The organism is Pseudoalteromonas sp. B131b (assembly GCF_037162545.1).
Taxonomy (GTDB): Bacteria; Pseudomonadota; Gammaproteobacteria; order Enterobacterales; family Alteromonadaceae; genus Pseudoalteromonas; species Pseudoalteromonas fuliginea.
Genome location: NZ_JARLUZ010000001.1, coordinates 1,746,368 through 1,761,744, shown reverse-complemented (window position 1 = coordinate 1,761,744; position 15,377 = coordinate 1,746,368). Strand labels below are relative to the sequence as shown.

12 protein-coding genes and 2 pseudogenes are annotated in these 15,377 nt (G+C 39.2%); 3 read left to right on the top strand and 11 right to left on the bottom strand.

Features of this window, described 5'->3' with window-relative positions:
* Positions 1 to 67: 67 nt before the first annotated feature.
* From P4S65_RS08000 to pomA, 4 genes are all read right to left on the bottom strand, one after another.
* Entirely contained in the window at positions 68 to 2,008 is a 1,941-nt protein-coding gene (locus P4S65_RS08000) for a DNA topoisomerase III (protein ID WP_337119914.1), read from the bottom strand.
* Positions 2,009 to 2,050: 42 nt separating this feature from the next.
* Positions 2,051 to 2,566 carry a hypothetical protein gene (locus P4S65_RS07995; protein ID WP_337119913.1) on the bottom strand — a complete coding sequence of 172 codons (516 nt, stop codon included), beginning with the start codon at positions 2,564 to 2,566 and terminating at the stop codon, positions 2,051 to 2,053.
* Positions 2,567 to 2,709: 143 nt separating this feature from the next.
* Positions 2,710 to 3,630, bottom strand: coding sequence for a flagellar motor protein MotB (locus tag P4S65_RS07990; protein ID WP_096792565.1), 921 nt, complete (start codon positions 3,628 to 3,630; stop codon positions 2,710 to 2,712).
* A 2-nt stretch (positions 3,631 to 3,632) separates the two neighbouring features.
* The gene (gene pomA, locus P4S65_RS07985; RefSeq protein WP_007377461.1) at positions 3,633 to 4,400 is read right to left on the bottom strand and encodes a flagellar motor protein PomA; all 768 of its coding nucleotides are present in this window, start codon (positions 4,398 to 4,400) and stop codon (positions 3,633 to 3,635) included.
* A 322-nt stretch (positions 4,401 to 4,722) separates the two neighbouring features.
* Here pomA and P4S65_RS07980 point away from each other — a divergent pair, with 322 nt between their 5' ends.
* From P4S65_RS07980 to dxs, 3 genes are all read left to right on the top strand, one after another.
* Positions 4,723 to 4,965, top strand: a complete 243-nt coding sequence (locus tag P4S65_RS07980; RefSeq protein ID WP_008137959.1) for an exodeoxyribonuclease VII small subunit — start codon at positions 4,723 to 4,725, stop codon at positions 4,963 to 4,965.
* Between the two features lie 2 nt (positions 4,966 to 4,967).
* Positions 4,968 to 5,855 (top strand): (2E,6E)-farnesyl diphosphate synthase, encoded by an 888-nt coding sequence (gene ispA / locus P4S65_RS07975; RefSeq protein ID WP_096792564.1) that lies wholly within the window; start codon positions 4,968 to 4,970, stop codon positions 5,853 to 5,855.
* 105 nt (positions 5,856 to 5,960) lie between these two features.
* Entirely contained in the window at positions 5,961 to 7,823 is a 1,863-nt protein-coding gene (dxs, locus tag P4S65_RS07970; protein WP_096792563.1) for a 1-deoxy-D-xylulose-5-phosphate synthase, read from the top strand.
* Between the two features lie 81 nt (positions 7,824 to 7,904).
* On the opposite strand, the pseudogene P4S65_RS07965 reads toward dxs, so the two are convergent.
* From P4S65_RS07965 to P4S65_RS07935, 7 genes and pseudogenes are all read right to left on the bottom strand, one after another.
* A pseudogene (locus P4S65_RS07965) lies at positions 7,905 to 10,990 on the bottom strand (diguanylate cyclase domain-containing protein).
* Between the two features lie 37 nt (positions 10,991 to 11,027).
* The gene (locus P4S65_RS07960) at positions 11,028 to 11,513 is read right to left on the bottom strand and encodes a phosphatidylglycerophosphatase A family protein (RefSeq protein ID WP_096792561.1); all 486 of its coding nucleotides are present in this window, start codon (positions 11,511 to 11,513) and stop codon (positions 11,028 to 11,030) included.
* Complete coding sequence (thiL, locus tag P4S65_RS07955) at positions 11,510 to 12,484, bottom strand: thiamine-phosphate kinase (protein ID WP_008137965.1); 975 nt, start codon at positions 12,482 to 12,484, stop codon at positions 11,510 to 11,512. The genes P4S65_RS07960 and thiL overlap by 4 nt, the downstream gene beginning before the upstream one ends.
* 87 nt (positions 12,485 to 12,571) lie before the next feature.
* Entirely contained in the window at positions 12,572 to 12,982 is a 411-nt protein-coding gene (gene nusB, locus P4S65_RS07950; protein ID WP_002961751.1) for a transcription antitermination factor NusB, read from the bottom strand.
* A 15-nt stretch (positions 12,983 to 12,997) separates the two neighbouring features.
* Positions 12,998 to 13,462, bottom strand: a complete 465-nt coding sequence (gene ribH, locus P4S65_RS07945; RefSeq protein ID WP_002961753.1) for a 6,7-dimethyl-8-ribityllumazine synthase — start codon at positions 13,460 to 13,462, stop codon at positions 12,998 to 13,000.
* A gap of 100 nt (positions 13,463 to 13,562) precedes the next feature.
* Positions 13,563 to 14,675, bottom strand: a complete 1,113-nt coding sequence (gene ribBA / locus P4S65_RS07940; protein WP_306724760.1) for a bifunctional 3,4-dihydroxy-2-butanone-4-phosphate synthase/GTP cyclohydrolase II — start codon at positions 14,673 to 14,675, stop codon at positions 13,563 to 13,565.
* 29 nt (positions 14,676 to 14,704) lie between these two features.
* Positions 14,705 to 15,357: pseudogene (locus P4S65_RS07935) on the bottom strand (riboflavin synthase).
* Positions 15,358 to 15,377: the final 20 nt, after the last annotated feature.

Here is a 15,377-nt window from a genome sequence, read left to right as displayed (position 1 = left end):
CCTGAGTTTAGGTTAAGTAATACCAATTCAACATTAAGCAATATGGTTTAATAAAATGGCTCTGTTGCTAACTAGCAACAGAGCTTTTTTTATAACTCGACTTTTTAAAGGTCGCTTTTCCACCTCGTTTAGCAAAACGTTTTTTAGGTGAGGTTTTTGGTAACTTCGCAAATGCATTGCTATCGCAGCTTGCTGCTAATTGAACAAACCCATTTAGGTCAGCAAGTAAAGGCTGTAAAAATTGCTGATAACTCATTGCCTGCTGTGCAATATCACCTAAGCTCGACTCCCACTTTGCGGTTAAATCAGGACTCGCTAAACCTTGTGGTAATACGCTAATTAGAGCAAGTCCCGTTTCGGTCGCTCTAATTGACTTACCTTCACGTTTTAAAAAGCGCCGCTTGAATAGCAACTCGATTATTCCCGCACGTGTTGCCTCCGTACCTAAACCATCGGTGTCTTTTAATACTTTTTTAATTTGTGGATCTTTAACATAACGACTAATACCGGTCATCGCAGCCAATAATGTAGCATCGGTAAAATAAGTAGGGGGTGATGTATGCTTTTCGACTACTTCGCCTTTATCGCAAAAAAGAGGTATACCTTTTGTTAAAGGAGGTAGCGAGGCTTCATCTTTTAATTCAGATTTACCCATTAACACCTTAAAACCCAAGCTTACATCTTGCTTTGCATTTGCCTTAAAAAGCCCACCAGCAATAATTACCTCAGCTTTAGTTTCGTTATATATATAGTCGGGATAAAACTGAATTAAGTAATGACGGCTTATTAATTGATATACCTTTGCTTCGTCACCGCTCAAACTCGCTGACTTTAACTGCTTAGCCGTAGGCACAATGGCATGATGGGCTGCTACTTTTGAATCGTTAAAACATTTACTACGCTTTTTTACATCAGCCCCGTTTACTAATTCACTGCTTTGCCCCCCATTAGCACTTATTGCCTTAAAAATAGCAGATGCTTCTTGATGGTGATCTTTGGGTAAATAACGATTATCTGAGCGTGGGTAAGTTATTAATTTATGACGTTCGTAAAGTATTTGGCAAATATCCAATACTTTTTGAGCTGGCATTCCAAATGCTTTAGCTGCATCTATTTGCAGAGCAGATAAATTATAAGGCAATGGAGCACTTTGCTTTTTTTGTTTTTGGTCGAGTGAAGTAAGCTCAGCACTTTGCTTTGTAATGCGTGAAGCAACATTTTCTGCAAGAGCTTTGTTAAGTATTCGCCCTTCTTCATCTTGATGTGGCTCACATGCTTTGCTTGGAACCCACTTAGCTATGAATGGTTGATTATCTGGAGTAAACAAATGCGCCAATACATCGTAAAAAGGCTTAGATACAAAATTAGCTATTTCGTTATCTCTATTAACAACAAGACCTAAAATAGGGGTTTGAACCCGCCCTACCGAAAGCACATTACCAAATCCTGCTTTTTGCCCAGCTAATGTATATGCACGCGTTAAATTCATACCAAATAACCAATCCGCACGAGAGCGCGCTAAAGCAGATACACTTAACGGAATAAAATCTCGATTAGAACGCATTGCGCCCAATGATTTCTTTACCGCCGACAAGTTTAAATCACTAATGAGTAAACGTTGCGTACTTTGCTTTTTAGCCTGACTTATTTTAGCTTCTTCTATTACTTGGTCGACCAGAAGCTGGCCTTCGCGGTCTGGATCGCCAGCGTGAATAAGTTGCGAAGCTTGTTTAATTAATTTTTTTAAAACAGTGAGCTGTTTGCGAGTTTTGGTTTTGGCTTTTAACTTCCACTGCTCAGGTATTATAGGTAAGTGATCAAACTGCCACTTTTTAAAGCGCTCATCATAATCATCAGGCTCTGCTTGTTCTAGTAAATGCCCAATACACCACGAGACACAATCACCGTTAGCAACTTCTATATAGCCATCGTGTTTTTTATGTGGTTTTGGTAACGCATCAGCAATAGCGCGTCCAAGTGAAGGTTTTTCTGCAATGTAGAGTTTCATAGCTCGCTCACCACTGTTCATATGAACAGTAGTTTAGCACAGCTATTTTAAAGGAGGGGCTTTTTTATAACCATTACTGGTTATAACTTTATTATTTTTTATCACTAAATAAATCAGCGGAAGATAGCACACCACTATGGTGCCCGTATTAATTAAAGGTAAAAGCGTTTTATACATTAGCGTGCTATAAGATAAATCCCAAAGGTGGCGATCAACAACGCGAAAAAGTTGTAAAATTGGCGCTGTGATAACAACCAACTGACCTAACACACATTGCCATAAGTAAACCTTGTCTTTTATCCCAAGATAAGCAATTAAAGCCATCCAAGCAACGTCATTAAATGCCCAGACAAGATATCTATATACATAAATATCTTTATCAAACTCTCTTAAAGAATCGTATATAAGTGCACCAAATAAGAAAAATACACCTGTAACACATACAAATCGTAATGCTAAAAAATCTTTACGCAAATAGAAAATAAAAATAGCTGGGATTAAAAATAAAACCCAGCTAAGTTCAAGAAGTGCAATTACCTTATCAACCCATAAAGGCATTGTTATTCTTTCGTCTTATCATCATCTCCGCCACTACCATTTCCTGGCATATCGCTATACTTATATTTTTTATTCATGGGTACTCCATTACATTTGTTAAGATTTATTATCTTAAGTTAAAAAAACTGCTTTGCCAAGCGGTACTACCTAACATCAATAGGTGCTGACTCTTTTGCTTTACCTTGCAAAATAGAAATCTCGACACGACGATTTCTTCGGCGGTCTTCATCTGTATCATTTGGTACAAGTGGTCTTGTTTCAGCTCGCCCAACAACCATCATCCGAGTTTTGTCAAAGCCTTGTACTTTTTGTAATTCACTTGCAACAGCCACAGCACGTTTAGATGATAAATCCCAATTATTAACATACAGTTCATTCGATACCTGAAAATCATCGGTATGCCCTGAAACTGTAATCTCTCCTGGCACATCTTTTAAAAGAACACCGATATCTTGAATTATAGGTTTAAACTTAGGTTGTAAAAATGCACTACCTGAAGGAAAGGAACCGTTTTCTCTAATACGAATAATTATTTGCTGCCCTAAAGACTCAAGCTCTATTGCACCATCAATAATTTGCTTTTCAAGCTGCTGCGCGATTTTTTTAACAAGCTCGTTTGTTTGTTCTTGATCCGCTGCTGAAATAGCCTGCTCTGATGATTTTTCTTGCGAAGTGCTCCGAGATTCGCCACCACGTTTGTCCCCGCGTTGTTCTTGCCTGCCACCAGCTGAGCTTTCTTCTCCAGCCTGAAACTCTAACATTTGTTGAGTCATTTCTACTGTTTGTTGTTGAATAGTTTCTATTGGAGTGGGTTCTGGTTTGCCTGGGGTAAACTCCATAGCAATAACAGAGGTACCTTTAGGGATATCTTTTACTTCAATTTTATTCTGCACACCAAAAGCAAACTTCATCGAGCCTGCTATTTGTTTAAATTTAAGTACATCCATTTCAGAAAATGCAAGCAAGAGTACAAAAAAGCACATCAGTAAAGACATTAAGTCGGCAAAGGTTCCCATCCAAGCAGGTAAACCAGGAGGTGGACATTTACACTCTTGCTCAGACATGGTTACTCCTCAGTATCAACTTTACGTTTTGATTCAGCTAAGTAGTTCTTCAAAATACCTTCAATCACTTTTGGATTTTGACCATCTTGGATACCTAAAACTGCATCTAAAATCAAACGTTGATTCATCGCCTCTTCGTCTTTACGAAGTTCCAATTTAACTTGAATAGGGATAGCCACTACGTTTGCTAAAAAGGCACCGTATAAGGTAGTTAATAGTGCAACAGCCATTGAAGGACCAATTGATTTTGGATCGTCCATATTCGATAACATAGCAACTAAACCAATAAGCGTACCAATCATACCCATTGCAGGAGCAATATCGGCCATCGCTTTAAATAAGCCTGCGCCCATTTCATGTCGTGTTGAAGTTAAAGTGATATCTTTTTGTAAGGTCGCTCTAACAACGTCAGCATCGTGACCATCAACTAGCATATCTACACCTTTACGCATAAATTGATTTGGTATTTCAGCTTCCTCAAGCGCCAGAAAACCGCCCTTTCGAGCTGAATCTGCAAGTTCAACCGCTTTTTCAATTAACTCTTCCGGCGATTCAATTTTAAACATAAAAGCTTTAGCGGCAACTTTACCTATCCCAAAAAATTGTCCCATGGTGTAATTAGATAAAACTATAAATATAGAGCCACCAAATACAATTACCACTGAAGGGGTATTGTAAAACATGGCCATTTCACCACTACTACTCATAAACATGGACATGACAATTAAGCCAATTGCGCCAAGGATCCCTATTATGGTTGCTAAATCCACATTACCTCCAGAGGTTTCATGCACTAAGGCCTTATTGTAAAACTTTTATTATTAACTGCTTATCGGCAACATGCTAAATTGCTTGAGTCATATATGAAAATAAACATAAAAAACAATTTCAGGATTATTTTTAAACAAAGTTACAATGTTAATATAACGATTAATCATTTAAATGATATCAGTATGACCGTAATTAAGGCTTTATTAATCCACATAAAGTAACATTTAGCCGTAATAGAAGAAAAAAACATATCATTCTTTGACCTAGTTTAGCATTCCCCCTAAAATTGGCTCCTAAATTTATCAAGTAAGCTGAAATAAGATGGCGACTAAAAAACCTGAAAACTTAAGTTTCGAACAAGCACTAGAAGAATTATCAATAATTGTTAGTGATATGGAACAAGGTGATTTATCGCTTGAGCAGTCATTGAAGCAGTTTGAACGCGGTATTGCTCTAGCTAACGCTTCATCTGGTAAACTCAAGCAAGCAGAACAAAAGGTATCTATTTTAATGGGTAATGGCGATAAATCAGTACTTACAAACTTTGATAATGATATGGAATAGCGGTGAGCATTAAAGAACATATTGAGCGTGCTCAAATAGACGTTGCATCAGCACTAAACCTTTATTTTGAACAAGCACTTGATAGTGATAGAGCAATAAAAGAAGCAACTCATTACAGTTTGTTTAATGGTGGAAAAAGGCTGCGCCCATTTTTAGTCTACGCAACAGGCAAAATATTAGGGGCAGACAAAAAAGATTTAGATATATTAGCAGCAGCTATTGAATGCATACACAGTTACTCGCTAGTACATGATGACTTACCTGCTATGGATGACGACGATCTGCGTCGTGGTCGACCAACTTGTCATATAGTTTATGGTGAAGCCCAAGCAATTTTAGCCGGCGATGCTCTTCAAACTTTAGCTTTTGAACTAATTGCTAAACATAGTTTTAACTGCTCTGCTCAAACACAGGTAAAAATGATAGCGACACTCGCCCACGCATCAGGCCTTGAAGGAATGGTTTCAGGTCAAGGTTTAGATATTGCAGCCACTGATAAAATCATTACAGTACAAGAACTTGAGCGAATACATAAGCTAAAAACTGGCGCACTTATTAATTGCGCAATTACACTTGGTGCACTGTGCAGCGAAAATGTTGATGAACAAACCTTAGAAAACTTAAGCGTTTTTGGGTATGCTATAGGGCTTGCATTTCAAGTACACGACGACATTTTAGATGTTGAAGGCGATACGTTTACTTTAGGTAAACCACAAGGCTCCGATATTGCCGCGAATAAAGCGACATACCCTGCGTTATTAGGTATGCTAGGCGCTAAAGAAAAGGCACAAAACTTAATACAACAAGCCCATGAAGCGTTGGCAAATATAGATGCAGACACCACACTTCTCGCATCGCTGGCAAATTACCTAATTGAGCGTGACCACTAATTATTACTCATACGTATTGCAATTAACACTGACATTATTACTCAACATTAATTATTCGTAAAAGCTTTGGATTAATTAATGTTAGCGAAGGATATATATAAAACCATGACACTTGATAGTAGCAAGTATCCATTACTTAATTTGGTTGACGAGCCAGCCCAATTGCGTGATTTAGCGCAAGATAAACTCCCTGCATTTAGCAATGAGCTGCGCGATTATTTACTCAACTCAGTATCGCAAAGTAGCGGTCATCTAGCGTCTGGTTTAGGGACGGTTGAACTAACCGTTGCGCTACATTATGTTTATAACACTCCAGACGATCGCCTAGTTTGGGATGTGGGTCATCAAGCTTATCCGCATAAAATCCTTACAGGTCGCCGCGACCAAATGCACACTATTCGCCAAAAAGACGGTTTACACCCTTTTCCTTTTCGCGATGAAAGCCAATACGATACGTTTAGCGTAGGTCATTCAAGCACCTCTATTTCAGCTGCCTTAGGTATGTCTATTGCCGCCCAAAAAGAAGGCAAAGGTCGAAAATCTGTAGCCATTATTGGTGACGGAGCAATAACCGCAGGCATGGCATTTGAAGCGATGAATCATTTAGGTGATGTAAAATCAGACATGCTTATTATTTTAAATGATAACGAAATGTCGATTTCTGAAAATGTTGGCGCCTTAACAAATCACTTTGCCCGAATTTTATCTGGTAGCTTTTACACTAACATTCGTGAAGGTAGTAAAAAGTTACTCTCAGGCGTGCCTCCGGTAAAGCAACTTGCCAGTAAAATGGAAGAGCATATTAAAGGCATGATGATCCCAGGGACCTTCTTTGAAGAATTAGGCCTAAATTACATCGGCCCAATTGATGGTCACGATGTAAACATGCTTGTAGATACATTACGTAATATGCGTAATTTAAAAGGTCCGCAACTTTTACATATAAAAACGCAAAAAGGTAAGGGTTATAAACCAGCTGAAGCCGATCCGATTGGCTATCATGGCGTACCAAAATTTGACCCAAGCACAACTAGCTTACCTAAATCTAAACCTAGTGCAGCTACTTTTTCAAAAGTATTTGGCGATTGGTTATGCGATATGGCAGAGCAAGACAGTAATTTAATGGCGATTACGCCAGCAATGCGCGAAGGCTCAGGTATGGTGCGTTTTTCTAAAGAATTCCCTGACCAGTATTTTGATGTGGCCATTGCAGAGCAGCATGCTGTTACTTTAGCTGCTGGTTTTGCCTGTGAAGGTTTAAAGCCTGTTGTGGCTATTTACTCAAGCTTTTTACAACGTGCATATGACCAATTAATACATGATGTTGCACTGCAAAACTTACCTGTATTATTTGCCATTGACCGGGCAGGCATTGTTGGAGCCGATGGTGAAACTCACCAAGGTGCGTACGATTTAAGCTTTATGCGCTGTATTCCAAATATGGTCATTATGGCACCAAGCGATACTAACGAGTGTCGCCAAATGCTATACACCGGTTATAAAGCAAACTGCCCTGTTGCAGTTCGTTACCCTCGAGGTAGCGCAGGTACTGCAGACATTGAAAGCACTATGCAATTGCTTGAAATAGGCAAAGCAAATACGGTTAAAGAAGGCAGAAAGATTGCCATTTTATCATTCGGTACATTACTTGAAAACGCACAGCTTGCCGCAAATGAATTAGATGCAACGCTTGTTAATATGCGTTTTATTAAACCACTTGATACTGCACTTTTAAATGAGCTTGCTACTAGCCACGATACCTTTGTTACGCTTGAAGATAACGCGATTGCTGGCGGTGCCGGCTCTGCAGTTAACGAATACCTCGCAACGCAAAAAGCTGATATTAATATCCTTAACTTAGGTATTCCTGATGAGTTTATTAAACACGGCACGCAAAATGAAATGCACGATGAAATGGGATTAGGCGAGCAAGGAATACTAACCGCGATTAAAACGTTTATTAATTAACTTCTATACATTTAAATGTAGAGCACATTAAAAAAGGAGCCTAGGCTCCTTTTTTAATGTCAAATATTACCCATCAGCTGATCAGCGCATCCACACTTTAATATCAGCTAGGCCATTACTTTGTAAAATACCTAATTGTTGGTCAACGTTAGAATTTTGCTCAAACTCAAATGCATCAAGCTGATCATCAAACGTAATGTTTGCAACACCATCGCCACCACGCTTTTTAACTTGGTGCAGTGCAATATCAGCTAAGTTAATAGATGTCTCCCAACTGATGACTTGCCCACCTAAAAGTGGTAACGGGTAGAAAGACCAACCAATTGACGCCATAATATTAGTACTTTTTCCATTCGGAAGCTGGAATGAATACTCTGCAACAGCTTGGCACAGCTCCGAAGCATAGCTATCTATTTTATTACATTTAAAATCACGCAGTAGGAGTAAAAATTCATCGCCACTCCAACGCGCTACGTAGTCGGATCCTTGTGTGCGAGAGTTAAGTAATGCTGCCATTTGCTGCAAACAGCTATCACCCGCTATTGGGCCATATGCATCGTTAATTCGACTAAAGTTATCAAAGTTGATTATTAGTAAAACAAGTGACTTACCCTGAGCTTGCAGCGATTGAGAATTACGTTGAAAGTGTTCGATATCTTTAGGCAATTGATCGAACAAAAATCGACGACTACGAAGCCCCGTAAGCTCGTCTGAATGACTTACTAGCTTGAGCTGTGAATTCACTTGATTAAGCTTATCATTAGCTTGACGTAACTCTAATGTACGTTCGGTGATCAATCCCTCGAGTGCTTCTTGCTTTCTGCGCTCTTGTGCTCTAAATACCCAAAAACCAAGTAAAAAAACAAAATGAAGCCACTGGTGATCAACAATCTAAAATAAATAGTTTCATCAAAGCGCTCTGGCACAATAAAGCCGTATTCAGCTTCTTGTGCTTTACTCCAATCTTCACCTTGTCGCTTTGCTTCAAGCTGAAATAAAAACGACCCTGCCGGTAAGTTAGTATAAATAGCTTCTCTACGTGTATTTGCATAACGCCAATCGCTATCTAAGCCACTTAGCTTATACCTAAATTCAATGCTGTTTGGTGCATAATAATCTATAGCCGTGTAGGTAAGCGTTATATCTCGCTCATCAGTTTCTAATGATGGTTTTTGACCTAAGGCTGCAGTTGTTAAATTACGCAATGGTGTGGTAATTGTTTCTACTTTTGGCTTCAATGACAACACGCCAAATAGCTCTACGTTTTTAGGGATCTCTACAATCCCTTGCAAACTAGGATACCAAATTGAACTGCCAATATTAGCAACTGCGTCATGGCCTAACCCACTACAACACTGATTAGCTTTACCATCGAGTTGACGATCAAATGAAGAAATAACTTCCTCTACTTTTAAGCTTTTAATATCTGCTTTGAATTGATCTACAGGCATCCTATAAACGCCTTTCATGGTGCTAACCCAAACATGTTTTAGCTTTTCATCATATTCGAGGCTAAAAATTGATCCATATGGTAGACCATTAGCCGCATCAAGTTGACGCCATTGCCCTTGGGTACTTCTATAAAAAAGCCCGTCGTTAAGAGAACCAATTAAAATACCTACACCATCAATATGCAGTACACTTGTTACATAAGCACTTTCTAAAGACGTTTGATCACCAATTTTTTCAATGCCACGCTCGGTAAAGTAATAGGCGCCTTTACTTGTACCTATCACTCCAAAATTAGTTTTATCCAATACGTAAGTAATAAACTTACTACCTAAAAATGCATTATACGCAAACGGCGTTAGTCCCGCATAACCAAGACGATATAACCCCCGTCCAGTGCCAATCCAAAAACCACCTTTGCTTGAACGGCTTATAGCAAATACAGGGTTATCACGTAGCGCACGCCCTGGAACGGTATAAAGTGTATTATTCTCATAAACAAATAAACCTCTTCCTGTAGCTATATAGAGTCGCTCACCATCAAACTGTAAGTCATGGACTGACGATCGACTGTATTTACTACTAGGGATCAGATTTATAAAGCTTTTACTTAAATCAAAGTAACCAATACCACTTTTGTTAGCGACCCATAATTTACCATCAGGTGCTTGGCTTATTGCCATAACGGCCTCAGTCATCTCAGATACAGCTGAATGTCGTTCAACCCGCCCTTCATGCGCAAGCCATAAGCCTTCACTAAAGCTTGCTAGCCATACATTATTTTTATCATCACGAAAAATATCTGCAAACCAAATACTTTGATCTAGTTGGCTTGGCTCAACCCATTGCCATTCGCCTGACTTATCTCTAAATAATAAACGCCCGTAAGTTGAAACCCATAATCCACCATTGGTATCACTCATAAACTTATAAACAGCTGAATTATTAGCATTGGGTAAAGGAAATGGCCTTAGTTCATCATCTAAATCTAGAAAATATGCACCTAGTTCTGAAGCCAAGTATAAATTGCCGTTCAAAAATGATAAATCATGCACAATAGTTTGCGCTAAACGCTCTGGTAGCGATATTTTTGCAGTGAGCTCTAAACGTAATTTAGAAAAATCGGAGGCGTTTTTAGTAAGGCGTAATAAATGACGGTCATTAACCAGCCAAATACCTTCCGGAGAAAGTGCCATTTGGCTAACAGAGCCAACAATTTGGGTAATTACGGTAGCATTAACAATAGGTAGAGGCCCATTTACTTCAGTGCGTAAATCAACTTGCCCTCTATCAACATAATACAAACCATTTGCTGCAATCCAGATACTGCCTTTAGCATCTTCTAAAATATCCCTTACAGGGCCTTTAATATTAAATTCTTGTGCTGCAAATGTTGCCGGGTTAATTACAACTAATCCGCTTTTAGTACCTATCCACAATAACCCGTTCGAATCGATTAAAAGTTTATTAATACCATTACTTGGTAAAAAATAACTATTTTGGGTACTATAGTTAGTAAATGTTGTTCCATCAAAACGGCTTAACCCAAACTGAGTACCCAGCCACATATAACCTTGCTGATCTTGCACTACACTTTTGAGTGATTGTGACGGCAAACCGTCTTTTATATTCCATTGCTTAACGACATAATCAGTAATTGAGGCCCAGCTTGGCGTCGCGCACAACATCAGTACACAAACCAGTAAAAATCGCATCATATTGCTGCCACCTAGTTAAACAATTCAAATATAAAAATTAAAAGGGTAGTAAACCCACTTTTATTAACGCTTGCAAACAAATAAGCGAAAAAATACCAGCCAATATATCATCAGCCATAATACCTAAACCGCCATGTACTCGTTTATCTAGCATACGTATTGGGCCTGGTTTTGCTATATCAAAAAAGCGAAATAACAAAAAGCCAACTAATAAACTCTGCCAGCTAAGCGCTGCGCCAATCATGGTAATGTAATAGCCAGCCACTTCATCCCATACAATTGCAGGATGGTCGTGCACGCCTAAATCATCAGCCGTTTTACCACATGCCCAAATACCAAATATACTGATCACTACAGCAAACACAATTTGTAACCATAATGGATAGTACATTGTCATAAAAATAAATGGCAGTGCAGCAAAAGTACCAAATGTACCAGGCGCTGTAGGCGCAAGGCCTGTGCCAAACCCTAAACCAAAAAATTGGTGCGGACGCTTTAAATTAAACTTGCGGTTATTATTCAAACCTGCTCCTTTGCAAAATGCTCAAAGCCATGCTGCTCAAAATTAAACTCTTCACCATTGTATAAAAGCTCAATTTGGCCATCACCACTTTTAACTTGTCCTATACATACGGCATCTACACCATATTGACGTAGTTTTAAATCCAACATCCCTTTATTACTATCAGGAACAGTAAATAACAATTCGTAGTCATCGCCGTAGCTAAGAATAAACGGTAATTGCTGATCAAAATCAAGGCTCGATTTCATCGCATCTGATGTAGGAATACTTTCAACATTAATAACAGCACTTACTTGCGACATATCTAGAATATGGCCTAAATCAGCAATAAGACCGTCAGATACATCAATAGCCGATGATGCAAGTCCGCGTAAAACTTGGCCAGCTGCTACGCGAGGTGTTGGATAATCGAAACGTTTATTAACATATTTTAAATGTTCAGGCTCTATTTTAAAACCTTGCTTGCGCGATTCAATAGCTAAACCTGCATCCCCTAAAGGACCTGTAACATAAATCCAATCCCCCACTTTAGCACCACTTCTGCGCAGAGCTTTCCCCTCAGGTACCGTTCCTTTTGCACAAATAGTAATAGTTAATGGCCCTTGAGTCGTATCGCCACCAATAATTTGTACATTAAAGTATTCTGCAATTTCATGCATGCCTTCAGTAAATTCTTCAATCCACTGCGGATCTATACTTGGCAATGTGAGTGCAACCGAAACCCATGTTGGTTCAGCGCCCATTGCAGCTAAATCACTTAAATTCACAGCGAGTGCTCTATGACCGAGTGCACGAGGGGAAATATCATCAAAAAAGTGCACGCCAGCAACAAGAGTATCTGTTGTAACGGCAAGTTGGCAATTTTGTGGAACAGAGACCAATGCGCAATCATCCCCTATTCCTAGGTTTACATCACGACGAGTGATACCGCGACCTTTAAAGTAGCGATTAATTAATTCAAATTCCTTCATACACAAAAAAGCCGACCTATGCCGGCTCTCCTTTTAACGGTTGTTTAACCAATCAATCTGAAATTTAAAATTCAGAGTGAATTGTTATTACTTGCGTAAATGCTTAACAGCTTTATCAAGTACACCGTTTACAAATTTATGGCTATCTTCAGCGCCAAAAATTTTGGCAAGCTCAATACCTTCGTTAATAGCAACTTTATAAGGTACGTCTTCACGGAACTTAAGCTCATAGCTGCTTAAACGTAAAATTGCACGCTCAACCATATCTAAGTCATCAAACGGACGTGTTAAATGTGGTGATACAGCTTCGTCTAGTTGCTTGTAATTTACAGCAACACCCGTCGCTAAATCTTTAAAGTATTCAACATCAATTTTAGTAACGTCTGTTTCGATCAACATTTGTTGTTCGATATCGGCAATTAGATTGCCACTTATTTGCCAAGAATAAACGGCTTGGAGTGCTAAGATACGTGCTTTACGTCTTGCTGCTGGTTTCACAAAAATTCCTTAAACTTAAATTTTATCTAACACATTAACCATTTCAAGCGCGCCTAAAGCAGCTTCGCCGCCTTTATTGCCCATTTTGGTGCCAGCACGCTCAATTGCTTGTTCAATGCTTTCTGTGGTTAATACGCCAAATGCAACCGGGATATCATACTCAAGTGATACTTGCGCAAGACCTTTGTTTGATTCGCCAGCAACTAGGTCAAAGTGTGGTGTACCACCTCTGATCACTACGCCTAATGCGATGATTGCATCATACTCTTTTTTTGCTGCAACGCGTTTAGCCGCTAAAGGTAATTCTACCGCGCCTGGTACATAAATAACGGTAATGTCGTCATCAGATACGCCACCAGTGCGTTTTAGCTCATCAACAGCACCTGCAAGGAGGCTGCTACCAATAAAGTCATTAAAACGAGAAATGACAATGGCAAACTTTTTGCCTGGAGCGTACTTATTACCTTCAATAATTTTCATTTGATAACCCTAAAAATAAGTTCAAGCGGTTGCGATTGCGCAAAAATTGCTGCGCATCATACCATAAAAATAAAATAATAGCCTAGTTTAAGCGTGATGCTTATTGTGGCTCAATGTAATCAACAACTTCTAAATGAAAGCCCGAAAGTGCATGGTACTTTTTAGGACGACTCATTAATCGCATTTGTTTAATTCCAAGATCGGCAAGTATTTGCGAGCCTACGCCAACAGTACGAGATGTACCTTTGAATTTACGTGGTGTAACGCTTTCGCCAGCATCAGCTGCCGCGAATGCTTTTACTGTTGCTTCTAATTCTTCAGTGCTTTCTTGCTTACCTAAAATAACTAAAGCACCTTCATTTTTAGCAATATAGGCCATTGCTTCAGAAAGACCCCAGCTACGGTCAGCACTTCTGTCTGAAAGTAGAATATCGTTAAAGGTACTTTGTAAATGTACACGTACATTTGTCGGCTCTTGATCTTTTATATCGCCTTTGAGCAATACGTAATGTAATTGGCCGTCAATTGTGTCTTTGTAAGTCACCAAATCAAACTCACCATGCTCTGTTGGTAACTTACATTTTGCTACTTGCTCAATTGTTGTTTCGTTTAAGTTGCGGTATTCGATTAAATCAGCAATGGTGCCAATTTTAATACCGTGCTCTTTCGCAAAGACTTCTAAATCAGGGCGACGCGCCATGGTGCCATCAGCATTAAGTATTTCAACAATAACAGATGATGCTTCAAGCCCAGCCAAACGCGCTAAATCACAGCCAGCTTCGGTGTGTCCTGCGCGAGTTAATACGCCACCAGGTTGTGCCATAATAGGAAAAATATGCCCCGGCTGCACAATATCACTTGGTATTGCACCTTTAGCTATAGCCGCTTGCACTGTGCGCGCTCTATCTGCTGCTGAAATACCGGTTGTAACACCTTTAGATGCTTCTATCGACATTGTAAAGTTAGTCGAAAATGCTGCACCATTGTTTTTAACCATTAACGGTAAATCAAGTTGCTCGCAACGCTCTTGCGTCATGGTTAAACAAATTAAACCACGGCCATGGGTAGCCATGAAATTAATCGCTTCTGCGCTAATATGCTCAGCAGCTATTATTAAATCGCCTTCATTTTCTCTATCTTCATCATCCATTAAAATAACCATTTTACCGGCTTTAATATCGTCGATGATTTCTTGTGCGCTGTGTAAATTCATAAATTTGCTCGTGTAAGTTATCAGTTTCGTTATTTAATAAAACCCGCTTTAGCGAGTAAGCTCATCGAAATATCAGAGCCCGTTGGTTGCTCTGCACCTTTTATAAGGCGCTCTAAATAACGTGCAATTTGATCGACTTCTAAATTAACTTGAGTGCCTACTTTAAAATGAGCAATTGTGGTTTGCTCACTCGTATGTGGGACAATTGTTAATTTGAATTTATTACCTTCTACAGCGTTTACTGTCAGGCTTATACCATCAATACATACCGAACCTTTGTAAGGAATGTATTTCATTAAATTTTCTTCGGTTGTAAGCCAATACTCTGTTGCTCGAGCGTTTGCTGTAATGCTTGTAATCGTTGCTATGCCATCAACATGGCCAGATACTAAATGACCGCCTAAACGCGAAACAGGTTGCATGGCTTTTTCAAGATTCACCGTTTGCCCTAAAGCATAGTGAGCAAAACCGGTTAAACCAATCGTCTCGTTAGATAAATCAGCACTAAAACCGTCAATATGTTTATCAACTACGGTTAAGCAAACGCCATTGGTTGCAATGCTGTCGCCTAGCTTTACGTCTTTCATATCAAGGTCAGCACTTTGGATACGAATGGCTAAGTCGCCTTGTTTTTTTGTAATAAAGCAATTTTGCCTGTGGCTTCTATTATCCCAGTAAACATAGCGCTACTCTTTTTATTAA

Bases quoted from the DNA above. Each gene is read 5' to 3' on its own strand.
- P4S65_RS07990 (WP_096792565.1), bottom strand. From the start codon at position 3,630: ATGTCTGAGCAAGAGTGTAAATGTCCACCTCCTGGTTTACCTGCTTGG.
- ribBA (WP_306724760.1), bottom strand. From the start codon at position 14,675: ATGAATTTACACAGCGCACAAGAAATCATCGACGATATTAAAGCCGGT.
- P4S65_RS07995 (WP_337119913.1), bottom strand. From the start codon at position 2,566: ATGCCTTTATGGGTTGATAAGGTAATTGCACTTCTTGAACTTAGCTGG.
- dxs (WP_096792563.1), top strand. From the start codon at position 5,961: ATGACACTTGATAGTAGCAAGTATCCATTACTTAATTTGGTTGACGAG.
- P4S65_RS08000 (WP_337119914.1), bottom strand. From the start codon at position 2,008: ATGAAACTCTACATTGCAGAAAAACCTTCACTTGGACGCGCTATTGCT.
- P4S65_RS07980 (WP_008137959.1), top strand. From the start codon at position 4,723: ATGGCGACTAAAAAACCTGAAAACTTAAGTTTCGAACAAGCACTAGAA.
- ribH (WP_002961753.1), bottom strand. From the start codon at position 13,462: ATGAAAATTATTGAAGGTAATAAGTACGCTCCAGGCAAAAAGTTTGCC.
- thiL (WP_008137965.1), bottom strand. From the start codon at position 12,484: ATGAAGGAATTTGAATTAATTAATCGCTACTTTAAAGGTCGCGGTATC.